We start from the raw sequence: 25,032 nt of genomic DNA on the forward strand, positions 1-25,032 counted from the left end.
TCATGTCTGGTGCGCCTTTTGCATAACCGATTACGCTAAAAAAGCTTGTAAAAAAATTTACAAGCTGATTAATGTTTATCGATCCATATTCGCGAGGTGCCCGAAACAGCTTCAATTCTGCATGTTCCCCCTATAGGGAATGTGGCAATTGGAGAGGTATGTCCAGCATTTATGTTTGCGATGACCGGGATGCCGGATAATTCTTTTTTTGTTTCGATCATGGCTTTTACGAGATCCATTGATACGTTTGATGCTTTCTGAAATCTGCCGATCAAAATACCCTTTACATGTGAAAAAGCGGGGAGGTGGATGAGTGATTGCAGATCGCGGTCAAACATGTGGATGTCTGACATATAATCATCTTCAATCAATAAGATGGTATGTTCTGTTTCTGGTAAATACTCCGTTCCCTGCAGCAAATTAAGCGTGCATAGGTTTCCGCCAATCAAAGTGCCTTCCGCATAACCCTCTTGAATCACAACAGGTTCGTTATTTGGATAAAAGCGTCTGCTTTCTTGATCCAAATACCAGCGGTCATCGCTCCATTCGCTCGAAGGATGAATCTCAAACGGGTCGTCCGAAGCGCAGCATGAAAGAAAATAATCTTGTGTATAATCGAGCCCTTTTTTCATTGCAAATGTTGAAAAGTGGGGGCCTGAATACGTAACAAGACCCGTTTTTTGATAAATGGCATTGCTGAGGGCCGTTATATCAGAATAGCCGCACAGAATTTTTGGATGCTGTTTGATTTTTTCGTAATCAAGATAGCGCAGCAGCTGATTTGAATTGAAGCCTCCGAGTGTCGTTAAAATCGCTTTGACGCCTGGATCAAAAAAGGCCGTGTGCAGATCATGGACTCTTGATTCGATAGAGGATGAATCAAATACGTTACATTCATTTGCATGTTCAGCAATGGTGACCCGATAACCTAAGTGTTCTAATGTTGTTTTTGCTTGAACTTTTGCTTCGTTTGATAATATAGACATGCTGGTTGCGGGAGACACAATCCGGATCTCGTCTCCCTTTTTCAGTTTTGAGGCGTACATAGAACCCTCCATCAATGGTTTTACACCATTACAGCACATCTAGGCTCATTATTCCAGATTTTTTTACAAATCAACCCACTTAATGCTGCCGGATTGTGTATCAGGATCGACGCATACTTTGAATTGATGTTTTTCATAAAAATGAATCAGCCGGTCTACATGATTCCAATCACGCTTGGCAATGTCGCCTGTGACTTTCGGAATATTGTGGTCTCTGGCGATATCTTTTAAATATTTCATGCAAATGGAACCAAACCCGTGATTCGGAGGGCCTTTGATGTCCCCGATATGAATGGCATCATCCTTGTAAGACGCTACAAGTGAAAAACTGCCTTTTCCTCTGTAAGCCGTTTTACAATCAGTAAGCATAATTTTGCATGTTTGGCCATCATCAATCGAGGAAACAATCATCCACTCTTGATGTTTCGATTGATCAATACCAAGCACTTTGGCATCCTTAGATAAATCCTTCATATTCTCCTGCATTCGGTAAATTTGAAATTCTAATTCATTTAGCTCTTCCTCAAGCTCTTGACGATTTTTTTCTTTAATAGTAAACAAGATCAAACTCCTTTCAAAAAACTGCTTAGAAACACAGTTACCAATTGTATTAGAAGAGAGGCGTATTGTAAACAACAATTCCATTATTACTAGAAATTAGCGCTAAGTCAGGTTTGATCATTTTTAAGAGAGGAAAAAGAAAACTAACCTGTGAAAAAGGAGGAAGCGGAATGGCGATTGATTCATTGATTAACAAATTACAATATGTCCAATTGGTACCGCCGGATAAAATTCTCTCCCTGTATCTCAATACAGATACGAGAGATCCAGAGCAGCAGAGGGGGGAATGGAAGATTGCCCTAAAGTCAGGATTCAGCCGATTAAAAGAGTATTTGGCTGCTAGTAATCCAGAGGAGGAGAAAGTGTCTGGATGGAATCAGAGCTAAAATGAATCAATACCTGAATGCAATGGGAAAAGACATGCCCCGCAGTCTCGTGTTTTTTGTTTCCGACAGTGGCATATGGGAAGCGATTAAGCTTCAAGTCCCTGTAGATACTAGATTTTACTGGGAAGAAACAGCTGTCCTGGATCAGTTAAGGGATTTGCGCCAAACATACCCAAGTACGGCGTTTATTTTAACTCAGCAGCATGAAGTGAAAATTATTGAAACCGTTTTAGGGGAAATTGAGACGGTGGAGCGTTATGAGTATGATATGATCAATGAGTCTTGGAAGAATTGCCGTTCCGCTGTAAACAAAGCGGAAGCATTTGAAGAGAACCGGATGAGGGAACATGTAACAGAGAACCAATCGAGACTATATAAGCGGCTGGCTGCCAGCCTAGATCAAAAAGCTGCTGCGAAAAGATGGGAACGAATGGTCATCGCCGGGGATAAAGAAACGGCTGATATCTTGGATCAGCATATGAATAAACCCATTCATTCGAAAATTCAAAAGAACCTGCTGAATGAAAATGAACATAAGGTCATTGAACATCTGATAAAAGAAGCGTAAACCTAACAGGGCCGGGGCTAATAGCCGCCGGCCTTTGAAGTGTGTCTAATTTCTGACGAAGCAGTCGAAAACGTTGACATCTTCTTTGAATTTGCATACGATTTGGATAGCCAGTACAAATTAGGAGAGGTCACCAAATGAATCAAACAGAAAATAAACCGAAAAATTACACGGGGATTGTCCTCACGCTGACAGTTCTGATTAACGGTTTAATCGCAGTGCTGTTTTTTATGCCTAAATTAGATCAATTCAGCCATGCGAATATTCACATTTTGCCCATGCTGAATGCGATATTCAACAGCTTTACGTTTATCTTCTTATTGGCCGCGCTGATTATGATTAAACAGAAAAATATTAAAGCTCACAAACGCTTTATCTTAGCCGCATTCACAACAACATTACTATTTTTGATTTGCTATGTGACTTACCACTCGATTGCGGAAAATACGCTTTATGGCGGAGAAGGTATTATGCGTCCGATTTACTTCTTTATTTTAATTACACATATCTGCCTTTCTGCAATCATTGTGCCGCTTGCGCTGTTTACGCTGATCAGAGGCTTCAGCATGCAGGTAGAGCGCCATAAAAAAATCGCCAGATGGACAATGCCTTTATGGCTGTATGTAAGCCTTACAGGCGTTATTGTATATTTGATGATTTCACCATATTATTAAAAGCCATACTGAGTATGGCTTTTTTTACATGTAAACATGACAAAAGCCCAAATTCATGTTTGGGCTTTTGTCAACAAATTGATAGACTCTTATTCATGAGCCTTGGATTCCATGGTTTCAAGTGTTGCAACCTGCATAGATTCTTCAACAGTTTTTGTTTTTTCTTTTACTTTTTCTGCATACGTATAATCACCGTAGCAATACGGATAGCGGAAATTGTTCATGTTTCCCCCGCAAGTATACAGATCAGGATTTTTTTTGACTTGCTGCTCGGAGTATTGTTTTGCCAATTCCTCAGTATGCGTTCCTCCATGTTCAGCTACAAAATCAATGTAACCTGCCCCCATGTTGTAGCTTTGAATAATGGTATCCAAATCCACACCTTTTTCCTTACCGGTTTTGTACATGAGGGTAAATTGCTTGATGCCTTGTTTAACACTGAGTTGAGGGTCTGTTATCTCATTGCGTTTTAACCCCAGAGATTCAGAGGACTGCATGGGATCATTGCCTTTTCCTTTTGACTCCTGATACATCATGCCTAATATGAGTGATGTATAATGAGAGAGTCCTTGGCTTTCAAGCTCTTCTTCCACCAAGGGTTTGTAATCGGTTAAACGTTCCAAAACAATCGTTTTTGTATCGATCGGAAGTTTTTTGATTAAATCCCGGTTAAAAAAAAGCAATACCAATAAAAAAGAGGCGATGACAAAGACAAAAATCATCATAAAACCCGCAGCAGCGAAACAGCCTTTTCTCTTTTTCTTCACTGTGTTTCACCCTCAATGTTTGGAGCAGTATGACCTTTTTATTATGACATAGAACGATAAATCAGACCAAGTAAAAACCTAATTTGAAACATAAATTTAAACTATGAGATTGAAATGGAATACAAGCAGGCTGTTTTGCACTCAAGCGCATTTGTTATAAGATAAAATTATGAATAAAGAAAGGTGATACATATGACTGAATTTAGAGAAACGGAACAATCGGCTGCTGATCTGGACGAGGAGACTTTGTTTCTAGTAGCGCAAACATTCAAAGCGCTTTCTGATCCTACCCGAATCAGAATTCTTCATTTATTGTCACAGGGTGAACATGCAGTAAACGGAATTGCAGAAAAGCTGAATTTACTGCAGTCTACAGTGTCCCACCAGCTTAGATTTTTAAAAAATCTCCGGCTTGTCAAATCGCGCAGAGAAGGAACATCAATTTATTACTCTCCGGAGGATGAACATGTTTTAGATGTTCTTCAGCAAATGATCCATCATACACAGCATGATTGAAAAAGACATCCTTGCTTAATTCGCTGTTAGCGGGCAAGGATGTCTTTTTCTTTATTGTGTCTGTGCTGTTCGAGTTCGTTTCGGCTAAGCTTGATGACAAAAGAGGAAAAACCGATATAATAAACGGCTATCAGAAAAAAGACGCCAATTGTCAGAGGGTCCGTTCCGATTGACTGACTGTATGATCCAAGGCTGTTTAGATCAGGTGAGGTAAGATAAATCTCCGTCACTCGATACAGAAATCTTGATAGAAATAAAGTTAAGAGAATCACCTCTACCCAAATATGAGTCCGAAAATAGATCTTTCCTCTCCGTTTTTTAAAGGAGATGTTTTTCTTAGCGAAAAAGACAAGGAGCCATCCGCCAAGAATACCCATAATGAGATATCCATATAAAAAAGGGTGGATGAGGCTGAAGATTGAAAGCACAAAAGCAAACAGCGAGAAAAGAATGATGCGGGTGAACAGCCAGCGGGGCTTCAGCGGCTGGTATCCGATGGACCTTTTAATTTTTTTATACAGAAAAAAGATGATGATCATGGCAGGATAAACGCTTTGAAGTGTAAAATGCATGATGTGAAATCCCCTCCGTTGAGAAGTGTATGCTTATCCGGTTGGAAATAGTAGCTGAAATCAAATACTGAACACAAAAAAGAAGGGGGAACCCCTGTTTTCATAACATATGCGAGGTGTATGTGGCCGCATAATAGATATGCCCAAGCTTTATCAAAATGTTATGATTGTTTTGATGGGAAATACAAGAAGAAAAGGTGCGCAGAATGAAACTGGAACGTTTGTTAGCGATGGTTGTATTATTAATCAGCAAAAAACAAGTGCAGGCTGCTGAACTTGCTGAGCTGTTTGAAGTATCAGTCAGAACCATTTACCGTGATATTGAGACGATCAATAGGGCTGGTATTCCAATTGTGACCTCACAGGGCTCCGGGGGCGGAATTGGCATTATGGAGACGTATCGGCTTGAGAGAGAGTGGCTGAAGGAGGAGGAACTGTTTGCGATCGCTTCTGCTTTGCAGAGTGTTTCATCTATGCACGAACCTGTTTCTCACAGCACAGCTTATCAAAAAATCAAGCACCTCATACCTGAGCAGTCAGCCGAAGCATTTAAGCACCAAACTGAAAAATGGTTTATTGACATGACGGCTTGGGGCCAGACTGAGGATCAAAAGGCGCTTCGTGAGAAAATCAGCGCCGCCATCGATCGATTGTCAACGATATCTTTTACATATACAAGCGCAAGCGGGGAAACACTGCTTCGGGAGACTGAACCTTATACATTGGTTTGCAAGGCGGGGCACTGGTATTTATATGCCTACTGCCTGGTAAGAAATGATTTTCGTTTTTTTAAACTAAACCGGATGAAAGATCTGGCCATCTTACATCAGACCTTTATCAGAAAAGACATTCAGCTGGACACTTTGCCATGGGATAAGAGATGGTACCAAAAGGACCGTTTAACTGAATTGGTTATTCTTGTTCAGCCGGCAGCACGTCAGCGCATAGGTGAATGGTTCGGATATGATGTCCTTCACTGTGATGAAAATGAAATCTGCCGGGCAGTGATTTCGCTTCCTGAAGATCAATGGCTGATCGGTTTTTTGCTCCAGTTCGGAAAGGATATTGAGGTTCTGCAGCCTCTTCATATACGGGATAAAGTAAAAGAAACCATTCATCACATGCAAAAAATATATGAAACCTGACACACTGCTGTCAGGTTTCTTTGTCTATAATCTTAAAAAAAGGAGGAGATCGTATGGGCTTTTCACATATGACACACTTAGACCGGAAACGATTTGCCGGACTCTCACAACGGACAAGCAACGCACTGGAAATGACGGAAGAAAGGAGGATTCCGGCACTGTGGGACCAATTCTGGAAGCAGGATATGAGCGTTCTTTTATCACAGGGAGAAAAAGACCAGAGCATTACTGCCTTATATTCGAATTATGAACAGGAGACAAATGGGCTTTACACATTTTCAATCGGAACGTTTCAGGAATACGACGACATCCTTCCGGAACCATATGAAAACATTGATTTGCCGGCTTCCGCTTATGCCGTTTTCACTTCCAGAATCGGTCCTATTGAAGAGATTGTGCTTGAAACGTGGAAGGACATTTGGACGTGGGATAAGCGACATCTGCGCACGTTTACAGGTGACTTTGAGGTGTATGATCGAAGTGCTGCAGTGCCACAGCGGGCACAAGTTAACATTTATGTAGCGATAAAAAAATAATAAACTCTTGAAAAACTAATGGCATTAGTTAATAATAAAACTAACGCTATTAGTTTTTTGTTAGGGGGAATAAAAAGATGAGAATGACTCAGTATCAAACCGTTTGGCAGCTGACTTTTTTTCCAGCATTGTTTCCAGTCAATTGCTATTTAGTAGAGGAAGAAAACGAAGTCACCCTTATTGATGCCGCGCTTCCAGGCAGCTATAAAGGAATCATTCAAGCTGTGAATCAGATTGGAAAACCGCTTCAGCATATTTTACTGACTCATGCACATGGGGACCATGTTGGATCACTGGATACATTGGCACAAACATTTCCGCATGCGAAGGTCATGATCTCGGAACGGGATTCATTCTTGCTTCAAGGTGACACATCCTTGCGGCAAGATGAACCGCAGACGCCTATAAAAGGAGGTATTCCGAAACACATACAAACAAAGCCTCACCAACTGCTGACGGGCGGTGAAACAATTGGTTCCCTGCTTGCCATCCCTACACCCGGCCATACACCAGGCAGCATGTCATTTCTTGATACAAGAAACGGCACTTTAATAGCAGGGGATGCGCTTCAGTTGCGCGGAGGAATCGCTGTTTCAGGCCAGATAAAATGGACGTTTCCTTTTCCCGCTTTCGCCACATGGAATAAGGAGGAGGCCATCAAAAGTGCACAATTGCTCGCCGATAAGGCGCCTTCCTGTCTCGCTGTCGGACATGGGAATTTTCTGCGATCACCCTCAGAGCGGATAGGACAGGCGATTCAAAAAGCAAAGAAAGGATGATGAGCATGTCACCGAGAATAGGATTAACCTCAAAAATGATTATAGACGCTGCAGCTGAGATCGCTGATCAGGAAGGGGTAAATGGTGTCTCACTTGCGGCGCTTTCTAAAAAAATGAATGTACGCCCTCCGTCATTGTATAACCATATCAACGGGCTGCAAGCAATCAGAACAGAACTTGCTGTCAGAGGACTGACAAAGCTTTTTGATCAAATGGCGGACTCCGTAACGGAACGAAAGGGAGATTCGGCTATGCTTTCTTTAGCTCATGCATATGTTGATTTTGCAATTGAAAATCCCGGATATTATGAAGCGGCTCTGCTTAAGGTTCAGGACAAAAGAGCGGAAATCGCTTCAAACCAAATTGTCCGTCTTGTGACAGAGCTGCTCATTGAAAACGGCTATGCAAGTGAAAAGACTGCTATTCATGCGACAAGGGGGCTTAGAAGCCTGCTGCACGGCTTTACTGCTTTAATTGCAAAAGAAGCATTTGAACGCGAGGAGAACATTTCAGAAAGCCTGTCATTTTCAATTAGAACGTTTTTGTCAGGTTTATTAATAAGCAATAAAACTATTATGTAAACCTATAAAAGGTGTCTTATATTTCTGAATATTGTATAATGTCAAGGAAGTATACATAGGGGAGAGGCATTATGCAATGGATGACATTCACAAGATTGAACGGTTAGCGGCAGCTTCATGGCCGCCTTATATTCAAAAAAACATAGGGCAATGGCTTCTCAGAGCGAATTTTGGAGTAACCAAAAGGGCAAATAGTGTATGGACTTCTGCGGATATGCCTGAAGGTGATTTTCAGCTTGAGGCCGAACTTTTTTATCAAAGTTTAGGCTTGCCTGTTTGTTTTCATATTAGCAACGCATCACCGAAAGGGCTTGATGACACATTGGCAGAAAGCAGATATGAAAAGGTTGACGAGTGCTTCCAAATGACGGCGTTGTGCCGGTCGATTATGAGCCGAACAAATGACAACAGCCGATTTACATACAAGTGGGAACAAGAGCCATCATCTGTTTGGATAGATGAATTTATTCAATTAGAAGGGTTTTCGCCCGAGCGTCACCAAGGTTACAAACACATTTTCGAACGCATGCCGCCGTGTAAAACTTTTTTTAAGATGTATGACAAAGGAAGCCTGACAGCGCTTGGCACGGTTTCTGTTATTGATGGTTATGGCGGACTTAGTAATATCGTTGTAGCCGAGGAGCACAGAGGAAAAGGGGCGGGAACCCAAGTGATCAGGGTGTTGACTGAATGGGCAAAAAACAACGGAGCGGAACGCATGTTTTTACAAGTGATGAAAGAAAATCTGGGGGCAGTTTCGTTATATGAAAAAATCGGATTTTCGCCCATATCGGAACACCATTACCGGATCAAAAGATGACCAAAGGAAGGGGGTTGCTGATGGATTCGCTTCAAGAGATTATTTGCGAAAAACGGACATACACACGCCTATATCATTCACATAAGCACGCGTACAGCCAATTTCTATTTCCGCTTCAAGGAAGTATAGATCTTGAGACTGAGGGGCGCCAGGTGAAATTAAATCCGGATCATTTTTTATATATTCAACCGGAGTGCGAGCATCGCTTCCGCTCTATCGGAAGAAATGAATGTCTTGTACTGGATGTTCCGCTTCATGCAATGAAAATTGATGAGTATCGTGCAGGATCGGGAATTGAAGCTGCACTCGATCCTTTCTGGTCTTCGATCAGGTACTTGCTGACAGAGGAAGCAAAGGCCGGAACAGCCAACTCGCTTCATATGCTAGTACAATACATAAAAGAAAAGCTTCAATCCCATAGCTATGCCTCAATTGCATACATTCACAGCCATTTATTTGAGCGGCTGACGATTAAGAAGCTGGCAGAAATCGAGCATTATCACCCAGCTTACTATTCAAGCTGGTTCAAAAAACAGACAGGGAAGTCCCCACAGAACTATATTGCCGACCTTCGCCTTGAGGAAGCAAAACGAATGCTGATGGAGAGAAATGAAACTCTTACCGTTGTGAGCGAGGCGCTGGGCTTTCAAAACCTTTCTTCTTTTACCAGATGGTTCACAAAAAGCACAGGAATGCCGCCCCGCCTGTATCGAAACACCTTATATTCAGATAAAAAATAATGGCTCTTTGGTTAAGCGAATCTTGAATATCTCCTTTACAATAGGAGAAAAAGGAGTTATTGATATGGCAGTCATTGAAGACTTTGAGAAATTGGATATCAGAACGGGAACAATTGTAAAAGCGGAAGAATTTCCTGAAGCAAGAGTACCGGCAATCAAGCTTGTAATAGATTTTGGGTCGGAAATCGGCATAAAACAATCGAGCGCGCAGATCACGAAGCGTTACCAGCCGGAAGTTCTCGTCAACAAGCAAGTCATAGCAGTCGTGAACTTTCCGCCCCGCCGGATCGCCGGATTCAAATCGGAAGTCTTGGTCCTTGGCGGCATTCCTGGCCAGGGCGACGTCGTTCTGCTGCAGCCGGATCAGCCTGTTTCAAACGGCACAAAAATCGGATAACACAAAAAAGACGTTTGCCTAAGGCAAACGTCTTTGCGTATTGAGGCGATGCACCACACGCCACATTCGTGTGTGCCGTAAAGGCATGTACATCGGCTTACACAATTCAGCTCATCGCTATATGAATATAGCATGGCGGGCGTAGGAATGCAAGGTAAATTTGTAATTGTGAGTGAATTTGTTGTCAGAAATCGTCTTATTTTGTCGAACATAAGCGAAACACACAATTCCAATCATGATATTGTTAATTTGTATTTACAATAGATAGCTTATGTTTTATCGTCCAAACTTAGAAAAGTGACTTAACTGTGACCTGAGTGTGACCTCCAACACCGTTTTGATAATGTGAATAAAACCTGTTAAATCAATAAACACGTACTAAATAATAAGGTGAATACAGGGGAGTAGTGTGACCTGGATTTTTAACTCAAGTCTTTTTTATGCACAAAAAAATGCCTATCTAGAGATCATAGGCATTAAATATTATTATCAATATCTTCATTTATTTTTTGGCTAAGTTTCTGAACCTTCTCTTTAACATTTGAAACAGTCTTTTTTGAATCTCATCAAAGTTCTCTTGAATATAGTCCATGACACTTCTTATTAAAACTTCGCTTTCAAAATTGAATATCTCATTTATTTCTGACTGTTCTTCATCTGTTAGGTGATGGTATTGAAGTTGTTTAGCATTTACTTCAGCAGCTACATCAATCCTAACTTTAGTTGTCTGGTTGTACAATTTCATATTCGCCTTCTGCATACTCTTGCTCCGCATAATGGCTTCCCCATTGACATAGCTCCTGCAAGATAGGTTTAAGAGATTCTCCAAGTTCAGTGGATGAATATTCAACCTTCGGCGGTACTTGATTATACATCTTTCTGCTCACAAGTCCACTGGCTTCAAGCTCTCTTAGTGTTTGAATCAGCATTTTCTGAGTTATATTTGGGATAATGCGCTTTAATTCACTCGTTCTCTTTGGTCCATTCATTAAAAAGTATAATACAAGGCCTTTCCATTTTCCACCAATAACTTCCTTTGTCACTTCAAACCCACAGCTAAATTTTTTCATGTCGAAAGCTCTCCATTCCACATTTATTACTTTTTAGTTACTATATCACAAAAAAGTGGGTACTTCCGATAATGTGCTTACTGAAGGATACTATATCTTGTAAGTTGTTCTTCAAGTACTTAAAGGTACTAGACATAAAATAAAATTAATTCTAAAGGAGTGTTAAGTATGGGTAAATTTGAAGGTAAAATAGCGCTTGTAACGGGTGGAACAAGCGGGATTGGTCTTGCTACAGCACAAAAATTTGTAAACGAAGGTGCATATGTTTATATCACGGGACGTAGACAAAACGAACTTGATAAAGCTGTTAACCAAATTGGCAAGAACGTAACCGGTGTTCAAGGTGATATATCTAAGCTTGAAGACTTAGACAAACTATATGACATTATAAAGCAGGAAAAAGGTAAGTTGGACATTCTTTTTGCTAATGCAGGCATCGGCAACTTCCTTCCATTAGGTGAAATTACTGAAGAGCAGGTTGATAGGACGTTCGACATTAACGTTAAAGGAACCATCTTTACTGTTCAAAAAGCGTTATCACTATTCCCGGACAAAGTAGGTTCTATTATTGTAACGGGCTCTACTGCTGGATCAATTGGCAACCCAGCGTTTAGTGTATATGGAGCATCTAAAGCAGCATTAAGAGCACTAGTTCGCAACTGGATTCTTGACCTAAAAGGTACTGAAATCCGTGTGAATGTGGTTAGTCCAGGAGTTATTCTTACACCTGCATACGATGAGCTTTTTGGTGATGCACTTGAAGGAGCAATGGAAAATACCAGAAATACTGTCCCAGCTGGAAAAGTTGGGACACCTGAAGAAGTAGCAAACGCTGTATCTTTCCTTGCTTCAGACGAAAGCAGTTACTTGACGGGTGTTGAATTGTTCGTAGATGGCGGGCTAGCACAGGTATAATTTCACTGCGCAGAGATTACAAATAGTCCCCGAAAAAGGTTAATGGGGATTTACTTGAAGAAGTCGTATAAAAAAGTCGTTTTCCTTAATGGACAGGGAATTCGACTTTTTTATGTATGAATTTGATTAACGTTGTAAATTAGCATTTACCTGGGGCTACCACTAAATGACCTGTAAAAAAGATTACTTTGTGAATAAATGTACTTAAAGTAACGGGGGCGTTAGTTGAAGAACAAACAACACCGTTGTTGTAGTAAATGAGGTCATTTGTTGTCTAAAAAAAGGATAGTTGAATACAGGCATTTTCACCCTGTTCATCTATCCTCTTTTTTTGTTTATAAAATGTGTGACATTTTAATTAGTTGATTAATTATTAATAATATTAAGCATTTTCTTGACTTTTAATTATAATATTCCTGTCCTTGTATTCTAATACTTTTGAAAATATTTAAAGGAATCCTTATGTCCTGAATAACCACAAATGCTGCATACATAATCACCTGCGCTTGTCCCAAGGTAATACTCTTTATCGGGTCTATTAGGGTGGTCACAAGGTGGATTCCCTTTTTCTTTCCAAGCTTTTCTTAACTCAGCTGCTTCGCTCATTTGCATACTAGTATTCTCCTTTCCGGTTGTATAAAATAGTATATACCTACCAGAGTAATATATTTCAATTAAACAAAATCTATGAAATGAACCATTTGAAACAGGAGAATAAGGAGACTTTCGCTTCCTTTCTAAGGATTACTTGCCTCTTGACTGAGCTAACACAGAACCAGCTAATGTTTTAGAATCTTTACTGTAGCTTCCATCTCTTAAGACTTTAGATGCCAGTTTTGCAGTTTTCGGGCTTGACGTCTTCTTTTTACTAGGTTTCCCGTTTTTTCTTTTCGATGAAGCGCTTTTCTTCTGGGGCGGGTTTGTAGTTGTTGTTTTAGCTTTGATTGCTTCCTTACTCTTTAGAAATGTTGGTTCTAGCATCAGGAGATATCAGGCGTAACTCAATCTGGTCATTTAAACAATAAAATATCCCTTATCTTGAATACATCCCAAATATAAAGTATCCTGTAGATGTATTTAGTTGGTGTATCAACCACTATAGGCCAGAGAGTTCCCTCACACACTCTCTGGCTTTTTGTTTCGTTTTAACTTGGAAGGAGACAGTATTGTGTGGAAAACTTTAAGACAATTATTCAAGAAACAGAAGAATCAAAGTCCAATCGATGAAGGTTATATACAGATTCCAGAAAAGGATATCAATCAAGTATTAAAACAAGTGATATTTGAGTTGGAGAGCCTGGGGGAGGCAGTATCCGAAAAGCTGCAGAATAAGTATGCAGGTGTTTTTGAAGCTCAGGGTAAACCAAATCTCAGCATCAAAGTTTGTAGAGACATAGATGGAGATGTAATAAATGATTTAACAGCTGAGAGATGCTTGGAAAAAGAATACCGTTCACAAATAACCATTAATTATTATCAACCTGCAAAAGCTTATGATGAAGATATAAACTGCATAACAATGGATTTGTGGTATTACTACGGTGGCATTGTAGGAAGCGGTTGTGGAACGTTATTTGATTTAAATAATAATGACTTAGAAAAAGAAATTGAAGAAGTGCTAATATTTTTACTCAATTACAAACAATTCGAGAAATAAAAACAAAGCCATATAGGCTTTCAATTTGGTCTGTCTTCTGTAATACATCCGTAGATGCTTACGAATCATTTGAGCTGCAGGCAGCCAACGATAAGCTCAAAGTGAATGCTGCAAAACCTAATAATCTCTATTTATATAGGTAAACCATCAATCGATATAACCCTGTATCCAATTATTGCTAATTTAATTTTTCCTTAATATCATCGCATTCTTCTTTAAAACTTCCAGGAGCATGTTAGATTTTTACTGAATTTATAGTCAGAAGGGGAATGTTTTATGCTTGGGATCAACGTTGAAAAATCAAATGAAAACTTAATTATCAAATGGCAGCTATCCAAAATTGAAATTCCAATCAGAGAAATTAACGATGTATTCCTTGATCCAAACTTTGGGGGAGAGGAGAAAAGCGCAATAAGGATAAGGTAGTAATTAAAACAGCAAATAACACTTACATGATGTTCACCACTAATGCTGCTTCAATTATGAGTAAAATTGTATCTTAATAAACTGCTTATGTCTCTTTTAAATTTCTCTATTAATGTTTTGTATGGTGAAATTTAGTGAGACGGTTTGAGGAGGAGGAGCTCTTATGGAAAAAGGAAAGTTAATTCACATGACTCTAGATGGTATTAAGAAAGCAGTTTCTAAATATGGTACATTCCCTATGTTTCATCATGGAGGATATGTCATGGAAGATGCTACTTTTCATTTCAAAGATCCTGCTAGTCCTCAAGAAATTAGCGATATAGAACAGAAGCTAGGTGTTACTTTCCCTAATGACTATAAAGAGTTTTTGTTACAGCACAATGGGATGGAAATGTTTGATGGGATTGAAATACTTAGCTTAGAGGGAGTCATTGAATATAATGAGGTTCAAGATTTCCCAGAGGGATACGTTTTAATTGGATATCATTTTGATGGAAGATATGTCATAGACACAAACAAATCAAAAAATGGATTAGGCTATATGCTATATCTAGACTCAATTGATGATATTGAAGATGCGATTAACTTAGATTCTAATTTTGAAATATGGTTTGATATGTTAGTGTCTTCTAATGGAACAAAATATTGGGAAGTGAATCCGAATATCCGAGAGTATTATAAACTGGTTTTAGAATAAGAAGACTCCGCATAGGAGTCTTCATCTACATTCATCTACAATTTTTACTTCTTTTTTGAATAAGAAGCCCATCATGGATTTACTTCTTTCCTATGAAAATTCACATCGATAGGAATTAAATTGCTTGTCTGATTTCCTCCGCCATACTCTCTAGGTAGTTGATGATGAATCTCAAATTTCGCCCAATTTTTTGCTGTATTTTTTATCATATCAGTTCCTATATTTTAGCGCTAGGCACCCATTTAAATGCATTAGGTGGAGCTAAATATATTTAATCCTGATTGTTTTTCAGTGTAATCGGAGGGGAAAACATACCTTTCATAAGTACTTAACAAAATCACAAAAGAAAGATTCATGATGCGTATTTGTGGTAAAATTTACATAGGGTAAGAATGGAAGGAGAATGTTATGAAGGTTTTCGAAGCGGAATCTTTACTCTCTGAAGTGGATAAAAGAACCGAAGAGTATAAGGAACTTAGGTCACAAATGGAGAAGCTAAGAAAAGCGTTTAAAGACGTTGCTGATCTAGATGACAGTGAGTTTTCAGGCAAGGGTGCAGACAACATTAAAGAGTTTTATCATGATCATGTCGGTGTTACAGACCAATGGATTGATCTTATCGATATGAAGATTGCTTTCTTAAGTAGCATTTCTGCTAAACTTGAGGATGCGAAGATGTCTGATGCTTATATAGAAGAATCCTTTCTAGAACATGAGCTGGCTAATACTTACACAAAATCAAAATCCATTATGTCCGAACAAAAGAAAGCATTGAAAGACATTCTAAACGACATCAATGATACTCTTCCCCTTGAAATATTCTCAACAGAAGACTTCAAAGACAAACTTTCTTCTGCAGATGACAAACGTGAAAAAACAATTGATAAGCTAAACAAGCTTGATGAGAATTTGAAAACAGAATACGCTGAAACAGAACCAAACGAACAATTTATTCAGCAAGATTTTAAAAAGCTGCAGGAATCTACAGGCAAAGGGAAGAACGCCACTCCGATTCACTATAACGCTAAAGCGTACAGAGAAAGTGACATACATAAGAAAAAAGGCGATATTGAGAAGCATTCTGAATCTTATTTAAACGTGAAGCAAGAAGAAGCTAAAGAACGTGAAATTAAAGAATTAAAGAAAAAACTTAATGATGGTGTATCTGACCCTGATGAATATTTAGAGATTGCTAAGAAAGTAGGGTACGAGAATCTGGAGCCAGCTCAAGTACAGCTTGCAGTGCAAATTGAACAAGCTAAGCAGCTAGAAGGAGCAGGAGAAATCACCTGGGACATCGTAAAAGGTGTAGGAGTAGGCTTATATGATGTAGGAAAAGACACTGTAACCGGCATATGGGACTTCATCACCGATCCAGGAGAAACACTCTCAGCACTGGGGAATGCAATTATTCATCCAGTGAAAACATATGATGCAATATCTGCTGCAATTGAAGAGTCATATCAAAAGGATATGGTGAATGGAGATGCCTATTCTAGATCAAGATGGGTTACCTATGCTGTTGGTTCAGTGGCAGTAGCTGTTTTTGGAACCAAAGGTGCAGGAGCCATTAACAAAGCAGATGCAGCGGGCAAGGTAATAAATAAAGCAAGTCAAGCAGGTAAGAAAATCAAGGACGTTAAGATTCCAGATTTGCTGCCTTACAACCCTAAGTATAAGCTTGCTCTAGCAGATAACGTGCCATACAATGTGGTTGATAGCCAAAACCTTAAGAATGAACTTTTGACTAATGCGAAGAAAATACCAGATGGAACAAGAAAACCGTTTACTGGCCAAAAGATAAGTCCTCCATGGCTAAATAAAGAAAAGTATGAAGCATATGAAATAGAGGGGAAAGTAAAGGCGAAGGGGAAAGTTAAAGATGTAAGCCGTAGAGTGTATACAATGAAAGATATTGATATTAATCAAAAAACAGAATTCGGTGTTACAAATCTTCAGCTAATGAAAAACGGGAATGCCCCTTATGCAAAAGACGGTACACAGATTAATTTACATCACTTGATTCAAGAAGAACCTGGCCCAATGCTTGAAATCCCGAACAGCTTACATACAAAATATAGTGATGTCATTCATCAGCTTAAGTCTGATGGTGAAAGCTTTAGAAATGATAAGGTTTTAAAAGCACAATACGAGAGCTTTAGAAAGAGATATTGGAAGTGGAGAGCGAAACAATTTGAAAATGAGAATTGAGGTGTCTATATGATTTATTCGAAGGTTGAGAACTTTATTAATGAAAATAAACAAAATGCTATATTTACAGCAGGCGCAAGTCATGAAAACATTGGTCGCATTGAAGAAAACCTCCAATGCGATCTTCCCAATAGCTATAAATGGTTTTTAGAAAAATACGGTGCTGGTGGTTTATTCGGTGTTTTAGTGTTAGGTTACAACTTTGATCATGCATCAGTTGTAAATAGAACTAATGAATATAAAGAACACTATGGCCTTACTGATGGACTTGTGGTTATTGAAGATGTTGATTACTTTGCTTACTGTCTGGATACAAATAAAATGAAAGACGGAGAATGCCCTGTAGTTGAATGGGATAGGGTAATTGGTTATCAAGATACTGTTGCAGACAGCTTTATTGAATTTTTTTATAATAAGATTCAGGAAGCGAAAGATGACTGGGATGAGGATGAAGACTGGGACGATTAAAACTGAAAAGGAAGGTCTTTAACTCATTTTTCCTTACATATGAAGGGATAATAAAGTGAGCTTTTATAATATCAAACAAAAGTTGAAAGAGTTTTCAATTGATGCAAAAACAGATCCCAGAATCAATAAAAATGAACAACTCAAAGAAATTGAAATGAACATAGGAAAACAATTACCTTCTGACTATAAGGACTTTTAGAAGGAATATGGCGGCTGTTATCTAGAAAGTACAAAAACAACAGATGAGATTGAGTATGACGTTTGCTATAAACCTATAGAGAAAGACCCTTGGATGGCAAGACGATGATACACAATTGTTAGAAGGTTTTTATGGTTTAGCGAACGATCATAACAGTCTTCAGAAAGCAATCGATACATATTCTGATCGTTTTCCTAGAACTATTTATTCCTATCGCAAGCTTCGCAGGCGGGAATGAAATATGCATGGATACCGATAATGAAAAGACATTGTTTTAGGATCATGAATTAAGTCTTCCAAATAAAGATTTTTTCCTGATTGCCAATTCGTTTGAAGAGTTTGTCTTCAGTTTAGTTGATGAACCAATTGAAGCTGATAAAGAAGATGATGGAATTCTGTATATTGAATTAGATGATGACTTACTAAGCAGTTAAGAAAACGTATGGAGATAACTGGAGGAAAAGTTAAAATGGCAGTTACTTATTGGACTGGAGAAAATCTTACACTGCGGGCAATTCAACCTGAAGATATCGTTATATTTGATTCGTTAGATGACGAAATTCTACGAAATATGGACTCGATTCATTTTCCTCGTTCAGCTAATGACATGAGAGAATGGGTAGAAGAACAATTAGAAAAAGATGAATTCCGTTTTATTGCAGTTGATAGTGATAATAATATAGTAGGTATGATTGAAACCTTTGACTGTGATAGGAAAAATGGTACCTTCGGTTATTATTTGGCTGTATTCGAGCCATATAGGGGTAAAGGATATGCCAAAGAAATGATTGTGATGGTTCTTCGCTTTTTCTTTTTGGAACTTGCTTATCAAAAAGTAAATACAACTGTTTATTCTTTTAATAAGCCATCTATCCGATTGCATGAAAAATTAGGTTTCATGAAAGAGGGACAGCTAAGAAATATCATTTTCACTAAAGGTGCCTATTATGATGGTATTTGCTTTGGGATGACAAGAGAAGAATTTGAACTGAACCATGGATAATATCACATGTGCATCGATAAAGTACTGGGTTCCAATAAAATAATGGTTTTATCCATAAAACAAAAGTTTGTAAATTAGGGAAAGAACATGCTTAATGCAGGTTCTTTTTTTATTTTAAATCCTAAACAATTTATTTTGCCAATATTTCTAGAGCGGGTACTCCATTTTCGGAGCCCGCTTTTATTTATTTCAAGACAATAATGCAATCAGTAGGCGGACTAATTAAAAGAAATAGGGACTTTTTTAGCATGCCCTTCCCCAAAAGGTTATTGCGGTATGACGAAAACTTACCGAAAACCACTTTTAAATTATTCCAAATATTGCAAATGTCTGTTATATTGTTTAATAATTCGAAACATTTTAGAAAAGAGGGGTTATAAATGGGTACGATCGCACACGAGGTAGTCGCTAATACTCTGAATGAACTTCATGTTGCTATTAAGAAATGTGAGATAGATTTGGCAGAGCAACTTCTTAAGAAAGCTAAGGAATCCTTGAACCATATGGAGGAAGACGATAAGGTTATCATTTATTATCAGCTTTTAGAGTCTAGGTTCAAAATGATGCTTTTCAAAAACAAAGGTAAGGGACTGCCTCCAAACGACTGGAAAGTGAAGAAGAAAGAGCTAGAGGGTTACAATATTGATAACTTGATTGACTACTATTTTTACCTCTACGAAGCTGAGTACATGTCCTATACAAAGAATTATGAGCGAGCTATCAGTTTGCTAAAAATTGCGGAAAAGAAGCTCTCTAAAATTGAAAACGATATTGAAGCAGCAGAGTTTTATATGAAAACAGCTTCTCTCTATGTGACACTACATCAAAGTGCAGTGTCGTTAGGCTATATTAATGAGGCAATCAATATATACAGTCAACATGAAGATTATAAAAGACACCTTACAATCTGTTATGTCATTAAGGCAACGAATTATATGCATTTAGGGAAGTTTGAAGAATCAGAGGAATACTTTCTTACTGCAATCAAGACTGCCAAGGAACTTAAAGATGAGTTTTATGAGGCAATGCAATATCACAACATTAGCATTCTTTATTCGAATTTTGATAAATCTCAAGAATGTATAAATGCAATTAAGAAAGCTGTTAGATGCAATGAATGGCGTGAATCTGTTTACTACATTAACTCCATTTATATGATTGTCCGAGAAAGATTTAAAATAGGCGACAGGGATAACGCCATGTATTATCTCAAGAAAGGACAAGATGAGCTTAAGTTTAGATCGAATAAAATTTATGAAACCAAAATAAATATTATTCATGACCTATATTGTAAAAGGGTAGATGAAAGCATTGACAAATGCAGGGAAAACGTACAATACTTAGAAGAGAAAGGTGACTTAGATGGAGTAAGTGACCTTTCCTTGGTTATCTCAAGGTATTATGAGAAGGGTGAGTATTACAAAGAGGCTTTGGAATTTGCTAATAAAGCAATCGAAGTCAAAGAGAATATGAGGAAACTGGAGGGAATTTGATGAAGAAGTTTATCCTTGGCTCAGTCTTAGCGGTAACGTTCTTTGGATTATCTTTAAGTCTTGGTACACACGCTAACAGTAGTACAGCATCTGGTGACATGCAGGTCGCAGAGCTTCCGGTAGGAATCTAAGTATAAAAGTTGAGTTTGTAAAAAAGGATCAGACTGTTGAGTAAAGTCTCGACAGTCTTTATTTTTCCCATCTGAAATGGAATGAATAAAGGACAAAAACGTGGTGTAAGTCAGCCTCGTTTTTTTGTTGTCAGAAGTAGTTCACAGAGGGAAGATCCAAACCCAAGTATGAGGTGTTTTCAAAAAAATTAAGCGCCAATTTTTTCAATATGAAGTGAAAATGTGACTTAGGTCTATATTTATGGAGGGGTTCTTTTGTACCAGTTTTATGAGTCTTGACAAGATAAATCGAAAATTGGCACTTGAATAACCCAGAAAACGTGACATAAAGAACAACTTGTGTGTTTGTTAAAGATCAACTACGCACAACTTTTTTCAAATATTGGAATAAATGGTGATTTTGATCTGTTTATAAGACAAGGTATTCAATACAGCCTAATATTGTGATAGGGTCTGGGTAGGGGGTGATTTGGTACATAAAAAGGGTTTAATTAACTTTTGTTGCTGTCGAGCATCGTCAATGTAGGAAGATTTAGTGAGAAAGGGAGTTATTAGGATAACGAACAATTCACTTCCATAACTCTAAATTAAAGCACACAAATCCTTTGGTGTGCTGCTTCAAAAGTGTTGTTGCTTCTATATTTTTGAAAAAAAGTTAACAATTGATAGGGAGGATGTTACAATGAAAAGGAGTAAGTATTTATTAGCAACCATGTTCTCTACAACAATGTTAATTTCTGGTATGGGGTTTAGTAATAGTGCAAAAGCGGATGGATTCCCGAGTCTTGCCGATCAAAGAGTTCAAACTGAAATCCAAGAGTTAAAAGCAGAAGGCTTGACCGATGAGCAGATTAATAAGTTTTATGAAATGAGCAAGGAAGAATATCAATTTGTACAAAAACATGCAGATGACTTATACAATGAGTCACAAGAAGAAATAAAAAAATTGAAAGAATCCGGTGAAATTGATGAAGTTTTACACAAGTGGAACGAACCTGAATATCAACCAGAAAACAAAGTCTCAGGGTCATTGGGCACCAAAGGAGATGTCTTAGTTAGTTATGAGGTTAACTCTGGCAGCTGGTCTAATGGTGTAGGACATGCCGCTATTGTATCTAGAAATAAAGCAAAAACAGTTGAAGCCTGGCATAAAGATTGGAGCCCAATTAAACAAGATGGAGTTCGTAGATATACTAATAACTGGGGAAGCAAAAAGAAAGTTTATGGGCTATGGGTTAGAAAATCAAATAATGATAAATATATAAATGCTGCAAAATATGCAGAGAAACAGGCTGACGCCAAAAAGAAATATAATAAAAACTTCTTTGACAAAAAAACAACAAAAAAATTCTACTGCTCTCAACTAGCATGGCGTTCTTGGAAAAACCAAGGACACGACATTGACAATATTAAATGGGACACTGTTGTAAGTCCAATGGAATTAGTCAAATCAGACAATACGGTAATATTCCACCACAGAAAATGATGATTTAAACAAATCAGAAAAAGCCAAAACAATCGGATTAAAACCGATTGTTTTGTTGCTTCATAAGGAGGAAAAAATGAAAAGACTAAAGGCCCTTTTTATTCTGATGAGTATTCTTATAGTCACATGCTCTTGTGATTTACAACCGACAGGGAATAAGACAGAAAGGAACAACAATAAAACTGGTTTAAAAAATATAAGTAAAGGAGATTTTATTGTTGGATTTTCACACACATTAGACAGAGGTTCTGAGTTAGCAATATATAAAGATGATGGATCAGTAGAGGATAGTATCATGATAAAGGACGGAATTAATCTTAGCACATCATCATACAATAAAGATGATACGTTTTTTTCTTCAAACAGAAGCAATAACCATTTTATGATCAATAACAAAACTGGACGTATTAAGAAATTTAATGATAAAAGCTTATCTAAAGCAACCGAAGATGAAGGAGCTTTTTTCATTAACACTTCAGAGAATTATGTGTTACATGATATAAACGTTGGGTACACTGACTCAGGATTACAAGGTGAATTGGTTTATTGGAAAGATGACAAACAAAAGAAAAACCAAATTAAACTTGATGGAGAGATTGTTTCAGCACAAGTCCTAGATAATAAAATTTACGCTATTACGAGTGATGAAGAGAATATGTCCATCATCTCAATTAATCCAAAAACGAACAAGCAGGAAAAGAAGGTCTCCATTCCAAATAAGACTGTTTATTTCACAGATGATAAAGATGCATTCCAAACTTTTGATAAAAGAACATTTATGTTAGCTATTAATGATAATGTAAATGAAAAAGAAGCTTCAAAAATACTATTGATTGATAAGGAGACATTAAAAACAAAAAAAGAAGTTGTAATGGAGAATGGATTCATCCCAACAAAATTAAAAAGAATAAATGATGAGATCGTTGCTGTCTCATACAATGGAAAAGTTAGCTTTTTTGATGAAAATCTAAATAAGAAAAAATCTTTCAAATTCTATGCAGGCAATAGTGAAATGTTATTGAATGATATTAAATTTGATGATAGTAACATGTACGTCCTTATCAAGGGGTTTGACATGCAAAAAGAGAATGTCTTAGGGGAAATAACCTCCTATGACTTAAAATCAGGGAAAAAGGTTAACACAACACCATTAAAAGCGAAAAAAGAATGGGAAATTGCACGTTTTGAATTATTGCATAATGAATAAGATTAGGAGGATATCTCATTTGGGTGGTCCTGCATTTTTAATACTACTAGTACTGCCGGCTGTATCATTTATCTTAGGGATAATAGGATACTTTATTTTCAAAAGAGTATGGGTAACAACCTTGATTATATTTGTACTCTCTTTAGTTTTTATGCTAATTGAAATAGGGTTAGAGCCGACTTTTTTAATCTGGGTGACTATCATGACAGTTGTATGTTTTATATCTGGAATTCTAACTAAATCCATTGCAACTTTAATTAGAGGATGATAGCAGAAGCGAAGCGTTGCGATAACTTTGACAGCATATTTGTCGTACATTTCTTTCAATGAAACCCTAAGTAATATGGCAACTTGATTTGCTCCTAATTAACCCCCTTTTATAAGGGGGTTTTATTTATTACCAACATTTACATCGAACTTTTGTTCCTACTTATATCGAATAAAGAACGTTTGTTCTATTAATGTTAGATCGATAAAGGAGTGAGTCGATATACTTAGGGATCGAGGAGCAATCAAATGGGCATCAATGATGCTTCCGGAACATTTAACACAGCTTAAACAAGATTTGATTGATGTATCAAAAATGAAAAGCCATCCTTAGATGACAAGCAAATTGAAGCGATGGATCTTCTCGTCTCTGAGGCACTTGAATTTAATAAAGAACAATGGATTCGTTGAAAAAGTCACCGGCAGAGTCCATTACATTAATTTTGAACAACAAAAGCTACACGTAAATGAAAATACAATTTATATCAACATGAATAACATCATAGGAGTTACATACAATGATTGATTACTCACAATTTCCGCGTAAGAATATACTTTGTGTCGATATGATACCCTTTTATGCTTCTGTATCGGCTGTAACAATGGGCTTAATCCTTTAACATGCTACCTTGCTGTTGTAGGAAATACGGAGAGACAGGGAAGTTAGTGTTAGCTACATCTCCTGCACTTAAAAAAGATTTTGCAAAACAGGATCGAGATTGTTCGAGATACCTGAAGATCCAAGAATACACATTGTAAATCCGCAAATGAAGCTTTTCATCAGAGTTTCGACTGAGATTACAAAGCTGTTTTACAGATTTGTTCCTGAAAAATGTGTCCATACGTATTCAATTGATGAATCTTTTTTAGATGCAGGAAAAGAAAATCCTGAAGAAATGGCCAAAGCAATTCAAAGTAGTATGCGGAGAGAGTTTGGCCTGATGTGTACAGTTGGAATTGGTGACAATATGTTGCTTAGTAAGCTTGCACTTGACCTGGAGAGTAAGAAAACGAAAAGTGGCATTGCACGTTGGAGATATGAAGATGTGCCAAATAAACTCTGGAAGGTTCACCCGTTGTCTAAAATGTGGGGGATAGGAGGGAGGATGGAAAGAAATCTGAACCGAATGGGGATATCAACTGTAGGGCAGTTAGCCAAATTTCCTTTAGGGCTGCTTGAAAGAAGTTCGGCATAATGGGAAACCAGTTGTATTATCATGCTCATGGAATTGATTTATCAGAAATAGGCGCTCCGTTGATGCAAGGGCAGATTAGTTTTGGTAAGAGTCAGATTTTACTGAGGGATTATACGAGGAGAGAAGAGATTAAGGCTGTTCTTTTGAAGATTTGTGAGGAAGTTGCAAGAAGGGCACGTACACATAATAAAGTTGGTCGAACAATCAGCCTGGGAATTGGTTACAGTAAAGAGAGCTTGGTGGTGGATTTCATCGAGCAAAAACAATTGATCTTCCTATAAATATCACAATGGATATTTATATATGTTGCTTGATGCTTTTTGATAAATTTTACTTGGGTAAAACAGTAACGTAACTGTAATACTTCTCGGTTTGTAATGGATGGGATTAGAAGTAAATACGGATCGAAAGCGATTCTTAGAGCAGTTTCTTATACATCTGCTGGTACTGCGCTTCACAGAGCAGGGCTGACTGGTGGACATAAATCATAAAATAAAAGCCCACTCAAATGTTTGAGT

General features: G+C 37.8%; 26 protein-coding genes and 5 pseudogenes. 24 read left to right on the forward strand and 7 right to left on the reverse strand.

What is annotated here, in order from left to right; genetic code table 11:
* Window positions 1-68 precede the first annotated feature (68 nt).
* Together BFW96_RS09785 and BFW96_RS09790 are read right to left on the reverse strand one after the other, a co-directional pair.
* A complete protein-coding gene (locus tag BFW96_RS09785) occupies window positions 69-1,046 on the reverse strand; it encodes a S66 family peptidase (protein WP_069839301.1) in 978 nt (325 codons plus the stop codon).
* Between the two features lie 63 nt (window positions 1,047-1,109).
* Window positions 1,110-1,607 (reverse strand): N-acetyltransferase, encoded by a 498-nt coding sequence (locus tag BFW96_RS09790; protein WP_040082905.1) that lies wholly within the window; start codon window positions 1,605-1,607, stop codon window positions 1,110-1,112.
* A gap of 170 nt (window positions 1,608-1,777) precedes the next feature.
* Between BFW96_RS09790 and BFW96_RS09795 the strand changes: the two are divergent.
* Window positions 1,778-2,561, forward strand: a pseudogene (locus tag BFW96_RS09795) (VLRF1 family aeRF1-type release factor).
* A gap of 137 nt (window positions 2,562-2,698) precedes the next feature.
* Complete coding sequence (locus tag BFW96_RS09800) at window positions 2,699-3,235, forward strand: DUF420 domain-containing protein (protein ID WP_003231280.1); 537 nt, start codon at window positions 2,699-2,701, stop codon at window positions 3,233-3,235.
* Between the two features lie 89 nt (window positions 3,236-3,324).
* Here the strand turns inward: BFW96_RS09800 and BFW96_RS09805 are convergent, their stop codons facing one another.
* Window positions 3,325-4,002 (reverse strand): lysozyme family protein, encoded by a 678-nt coding sequence (locus BFW96_RS09805; RefSeq protein ID WP_014664251.1) that lies wholly within the window; start codon window positions 4,000-4,002, stop codon window positions 3,325-3,327.
* Between the two features lie 192 nt (window positions 4,003-4,194).
* On the opposite strand from BFW96_RS09805, the gene czrA reads away from it, so the two are divergent.
* Entirely contained in the window at window positions 4,195-4,518 is a 324-nt protein-coding gene (gene czrA / locus BFW96_RS09810) for a Zn(II)-responsive metalloregulatory transcriptional repressor CzrA (protein ID WP_003231284.1), read from the forward strand.
* A gap of 26 nt (window positions 4,519-4,544) precedes the next feature.
* On the opposite strand, the gene csk22 is transcribed toward czrA, so the two are convergent.
* Window positions 4,545-5,090 (reverse strand): mother cell-specific sporulation protein Csk22, encoded by a 546-nt coding sequence (gene csk22, locus BFW96_RS09815; protein ID WP_069839302.1) that lies wholly within the window; start codon window positions 5,088-5,090, stop codon window positions 4,545-4,547.
* A gap of 206 nt (window positions 5,091-5,296) precedes the next feature.
* Between csk22 and BFW96_RS09820 the strand changes: the two genes are divergently transcribed.
* From BFW96_RS09820 to csaA, 7 genes are all read left to right on the forward strand, one after another.
* Window positions 5,297-6,235 carry a helix-turn-helix transcriptional regulator gene (locus BFW96_RS09820; RefSeq protein WP_014664249.1) on the forward strand — a complete coding sequence of 313 codons (939 nt, stop codon included), beginning with the start codon at window positions 5,297-5,299 and terminating at the stop codon, window positions 6,233-6,235.
* 53 nt (window positions 6,236-6,288) lie between these two features.
* Entirely contained in the window at window positions 6,289-6,771 is a 483-nt protein-coding gene (locus tag BFW96_RS09825) for a GyrI-like domain-containing protein (RefSeq protein WP_069839303.1), read from the forward strand.
* Window positions 6,772-6,848: 77 nt separating this feature from the next.
* On the forward strand, window positions 6,849-7,550 hold the full coding sequence (locus BFW96_RS09830) for an MBL fold metallo-hydrolase (protein ID WP_069839304.1): 702 nt from the start codon (window positions 6,849-6,851) through the stop codon (window positions 7,548-7,550).
* 5 nt (window positions 7,551-7,555) lie between these two features.
* On the forward strand, window positions 7,556-8,131 hold the full coding sequence (locus tag BFW96_RS09835) for a TetR/AcrR family transcriptional regulator (RefSeq protein ID WP_040082913.1): 576 nt from the start codon (window positions 7,556-7,558) through the stop codon (window positions 8,129-8,131).
* A 76-nt stretch (window positions 8,132-8,207) separates the two neighbouring features.
* On the forward strand, window positions 8,208-8,951 hold the full coding sequence (locus tag BFW96_RS09840) for a GNAT family N-acetyltransferase (RefSeq protein ID WP_069839305.1): 744 nt from the start codon (window positions 8,208-8,210) through the stop codon (window positions 8,949-8,951).
* 14 nt (window positions 8,952-8,965) lie between these two features.
* The gene (locus BFW96_RS09845; protein WP_083252849.1) at window positions 8,966-9,691 is read left to right on the forward strand and encodes a helix-turn-helix domain-containing protein; all 726 of its coding nucleotides are present in this window, start codon (window positions 8,966-8,968) and stop codon (window positions 9,689-9,691) included.
* A gap of 64 nt (window positions 9,692-9,755) precedes the next feature.
* A complete protein-coding gene (gene csaA / locus BFW96_RS09850; protein ID WP_069839307.1) occupies window positions 9,756-10,088 on the forward strand; it encodes a chaperone CsaA in 333 nt (110 codons plus the stop codon).
* A gap of 502 nt (window positions 10,089-10,590) precedes the next feature.
* Here the strand turns inward: csaA and BFW96_RS21705 are convergent.
* Both BFW96_RS21705 and BFW96_RS09860 read right to left on the reverse strand, forming a co-directional pair.
* Window positions 10,591-10,833, reverse strand: coding sequence for a hypothetical protein (locus BFW96_RS21705; protein WP_169051582.1), 243 nt, complete (start codon window positions 10,831-10,833; stop codon window positions 10,591-10,593).
* Window positions 10,808-11,158 (reverse strand): winged helix-turn-helix transcriptional regulator, encoded by a 351-nt coding sequence (locus BFW96_RS09860; protein WP_014664240.1) that lies wholly within the window; start codon window positions 11,156-11,158, stop codon window positions 10,808-10,810. The genes BFW96_RS21705 and BFW96_RS09860 overlap by 26 nt, the downstream gene beginning before the upstream one ends.
* 168 nt (window positions 11,159-11,326) lie before the next feature.
* On the opposite strand from BFW96_RS09860, the gene BFW96_RS09865 reads away from it, so the two are divergent.
* Window positions 11,327-12,073, forward strand: coding sequence for an SDR family NAD(P)-dependent oxidoreductase (locus tag BFW96_RS09865; RefSeq protein WP_010334554.1), 747 nt, complete (start codon window positions 11,327-11,329; stop codon window positions 12,071-12,073).
* 429 nt (window positions 12,074-12,502) lie between these two features.
* On the opposite strand, the gene BFW96_RS09870 is transcribed toward BFW96_RS09865, so the two are convergent.
* Complete coding sequence (locus BFW96_RS09870) at window positions 12,503-12,685, reverse strand: hypothetical protein (RefSeq protein WP_069839308.1); 183 nt, start codon at window positions 12,683-12,685, stop codon at window positions 12,503-12,505.
* A 556-nt stretch (window positions 12,686-13,241) separates the two neighbouring features.
* Between BFW96_RS09870 and BFW96_RS09875 the strand changes: the two genes are divergently transcribed.
* The 13 genes and pseudogenes from BFW96_RS09875 to BFW96_RS21850 all read left to right on the forward strand — a co-directional run bounded on the left by BFW96_RS09875 (window position 13,242) and on the right by BFW96_RS21850 (window position 25,005).
* Window positions 13,242-13,730: a hypothetical protein gene (locus BFW96_RS09875; protein WP_069839309.1), complete on the forward strand. Its 489-nt coding sequence runs from the start codon at window positions 13,242-13,244 to the stop codon at window positions 13,728-13,730.
* Window positions 13,731-14,006: 276 nt separating this feature from the next.
* A pseudogene (locus BFW96_RS09880) lies at window positions 14,007-14,233 on the forward strand (SunI/YnzG family protein).
* Between the two features lie 185 nt (window positions 14,234-14,418).
* Window positions 14,419-14,853 (forward strand): SMI1/KNR4 family protein, encoded by a 435-nt coding sequence (locus BFW96_RS09885; RefSeq protein ID WP_083252869.1) that lies wholly within the window; start codon window positions 14,419-14,421, stop codon window positions 14,851-14,853.
* A 408-nt stretch (window positions 14,854-15,261) separates the two neighbouring features.
* A complete protein-coding gene (gene yobL / locus BFW96_RS09890) occupies window positions 15,262-17,064 on the forward strand; it encodes an LXG family T7SS effector ribonuclease toxin YobL (RefSeq protein ID WP_069839311.1) in 1,803 nt (600 codons plus the stop codon).
* Window positions 17,065-17,073: 9 nt separating this feature from the next.
* Window positions 17,074-17,532, forward strand: a complete 459-nt coding sequence (gene yobK, locus BFW96_RS09895; RefSeq protein ID WP_069839312.1) for a type VII secretion system immunity protein YobK — start codon at window positions 17,074-17,076, stop codon at window positions 17,530-17,532.
* 55 nt (window positions 17,533-17,587) lie between these two features.
* A pseudogene (locus BFW96_RS09900) lies at window positions 17,588-18,165 on the forward strand (SMI1/KNR4 family protein).
* Window positions 18,166-18,200: 35 nt separating this feature from the next.
* Window positions 18,201-18,734 carry a GNAT family N-acetyltransferase gene (locus BFW96_RS09905; RefSeq protein ID WP_069839313.1) on the forward strand — a complete coding sequence of 178 codons (534 nt, stop codon included), beginning with the start codon at window positions 18,201-18,203 and terminating at the stop codon, window positions 18,732-18,734.
* Window positions 18,735-19,114: 380 nt separating this feature from the next.
* On the forward strand, window positions 19,115-20,227 hold the full coding sequence (locus BFW96_RS09910; RefSeq protein ID WP_069839314.1) for a response regulator aspartate phosphatase: 1,113 nt from the start codon (window positions 19,115-19,117) through the stop codon (window positions 20,225-20,227).
* A gap of 813 nt (window positions 20,228-21,040) precedes the next feature.
* Window positions 21,041-21,844: a septation ring formation regulator EzrA gene (locus BFW96_RS09915; protein ID WP_069839315.1), complete on the forward strand. Its 804-nt coding sequence runs from the start codon at window positions 21,041-21,043 to the stop codon at window positions 21,842-21,844.
* 76 nt (window positions 21,845-21,920) lie between these two features.
* Entirely contained in the window at window positions 21,921-23,051 is a 1,131-nt protein-coding gene (locus BFW96_RS09920; RefSeq protein ID WP_069839316.1) for an eIF2A family protein, read from the forward strand.
* Window positions 23,044-23,319 carry a DUF2651 family protein gene (locus BFW96_RS21020; RefSeq protein WP_059335910.1) on the forward strand — a complete coding sequence of 92 codons (276 nt, stop codon included), beginning with the start codon at window positions 23,044-23,046 and terminating at the stop codon, window positions 23,317-23,319. The genes BFW96_RS09920 and BFW96_RS21020 overlap by 8 nt, the downstream gene beginning before the upstream one ends.
* 261 nt (window positions 23,320-23,580) lie before the next feature.
* Window positions 23,581-23,844, forward strand: a pseudogene (locus tag BFW96_RS09930) (YolD-like family protein).
* Window positions 23,837-25,005 (forward strand): annotated as a pseudogene (locus tag BFW96_RS21850) (Y-family DNA polymerase). Before BFW96_RS09930 ends, BFW96_RS21850 begins: the two co-directional pseudogenes overlap by 8 nt.
* Window positions 25,006-25,032 lie beyond the last annotated feature (27 nt).

The organism is Bacillus sp. F56, from assembly GCF_001748205.1.
Taxonomy (GTDB): Bacteria; Bacillota; Bacilli; order Bacillales; family Bacillaceae; genus Bacillus; species Bacillus stercoris.

What these genes read in the sequence shown, in the direction of transcription:
- BFW96_RS09785 (WP_069839301.1), bottom strand. Translation starts at nt 1,046, where the DNA reads ATGTACGCCTCAAAACTGAAAAAGGGAGACGAGATCCGGATTGTGTCT.
- BFW96_RS09800 (WP_003231280.1), top strand. Translation starts at nt 2,699, where the DNA reads ATGAATCAAACAGAAAATAAACCGAAAAATTACACGGGGATTGTCCTC.
- czrA (WP_003231284.1), top strand. Translation starts at nt 4,195, where the DNA reads ATGACTGAATTTAGAGAAACGGAACAATCGGCTGCTGATCTGGACGAG.
- csk22 (WP_069839302.1), bottom strand. Translation starts at nt 5,090, where the DNA reads ATGCATTTTACACTTCAAAGCGTTTATCCTGCCATGATCATCATCTTT.
- BFW96_RS09820 (WP_014664249.1), top strand. Translation starts at nt 5,297, where the DNA reads ATGAAACTGGAACGTTTGTTAGCGATGGTTGTATTATTAATCAGCAAA.
- BFW96_RS09825 (WP_069839303.1), top strand. Translation starts at nt 6,289, where the DNA reads ATGGGCTTTTCACATATGACACACTTAGACCGGAAACGATTTGCCGGA.
- BFW96_RS09830 (WP_069839304.1), top strand. Translation starts at nt 6,849, where the DNA reads ATGAGAATGACTCAGTATCAAACCGTTTGGCAGCTGACTTTTTTTCCA.
- BFW96_RS09835 (WP_040082913.1), top strand. Translation starts at nt 7,556, where the DNA reads ATGTCACCGAGAATAGGATTAACCTCAAAAATGATTATAGACGCTGCA.
- BFW96_RS09840 (WP_069839305.1), top strand. Translation starts at nt 8,208, where the DNA reads ATGGATGACATTCACAAGATTGAACGGTTAGCGGCAGCTTCATGGCCG.
- csaA (WP_069839307.1), top strand. Translation starts at nt 9,756, where the DNA reads ATGGCAGTCATTGAAGACTTTGAGAAATTGGATATCAGAACGGGAACA.
- BFW96_RS21705 (WP_169051582.1), bottom strand. Translation starts at nt 10,833, where the DNA reads ATGAAATTGTACAACCAGACAACTAAAGTTAGGATTGATGTAGCTGCT.
- BFW96_RS09860 (WP_014664240.1), bottom strand. Translation starts at nt 11,158, where the DNA reads ATGAAAAAATTTAGCTGTGGGTTTGAAGTGACAAAGGAAGTTATTGGT.
- BFW96_RS09865 (WP_010334554.1), top strand. Translation starts at nt 11,327, where the DNA reads ATGGGTAAATTTGAAGGTAAAATAGCGCTTGTAACGGGTGGAACAAGC.
- BFW96_RS09870 (WP_069839308.1), bottom strand. Translation starts at nt 12,685, where the DNA reads ATGCAAATGAGCGAAGCAGCTGAGTTAAGAAAAGCTTGGAAAGAAAAA.
- BFW96_RS09885 (WP_083252869.1), top strand. Translation starts at nt 14,419, where the DNA reads ATGGAAGATGCTACTTTTCATTTCAAAGATCCTGCTAGTCCTCAAGAA.
- yobL (WP_069839311.1), top strand. Translation starts at nt 15,262, where the DNA reads ATGAAGGTTTTCGAAGCGGAATCTTTACTCTCTGAAGTGGATAAAAGA.
- yobK (WP_069839312.1), top strand. Translation starts at nt 17,074, where the DNA reads ATGATTTATTCGAAGGTTGAGAACTTTATTAATGAAAATAAACAAAAT.
- BFW96_RS09905 (WP_069839313.1), top strand. Translation starts at nt 18,201, where the DNA reads ATGGCAGTTACTTATTGGACTGGAGAAAATCTTACACTGCGGGCAATT.
- BFW96_RS09910 (WP_069839314.1), top strand. Translation starts at nt 19,115, where the DNA reads ATGGGTACGATCGCACACGAGGTAGTCGCTAATACTCTGAATGAACTT.
- BFW96_RS09915 (WP_069839315.1), top strand. Translation starts at nt 21,041, where the DNA reads ATGAAAAGGAGTAAGTATTTATTAGCAACCATGTTCTCTACAACAATG.
- BFW96_RS09920 (WP_069839316.1), top strand. Translation starts at nt 21,921, where the DNA reads ATGAAAAGACTAAAGGCCCTTTTTATTCTGATGAGTATTCTTATAGTC.
- BFW96_RS21020 (WP_059335910.1), top strand. Translation starts at nt 23,044, where the DNA reads ATGAATAAGATTAGGAGGATATCTCATTTGGGTGGTCCTGCATTTTTA.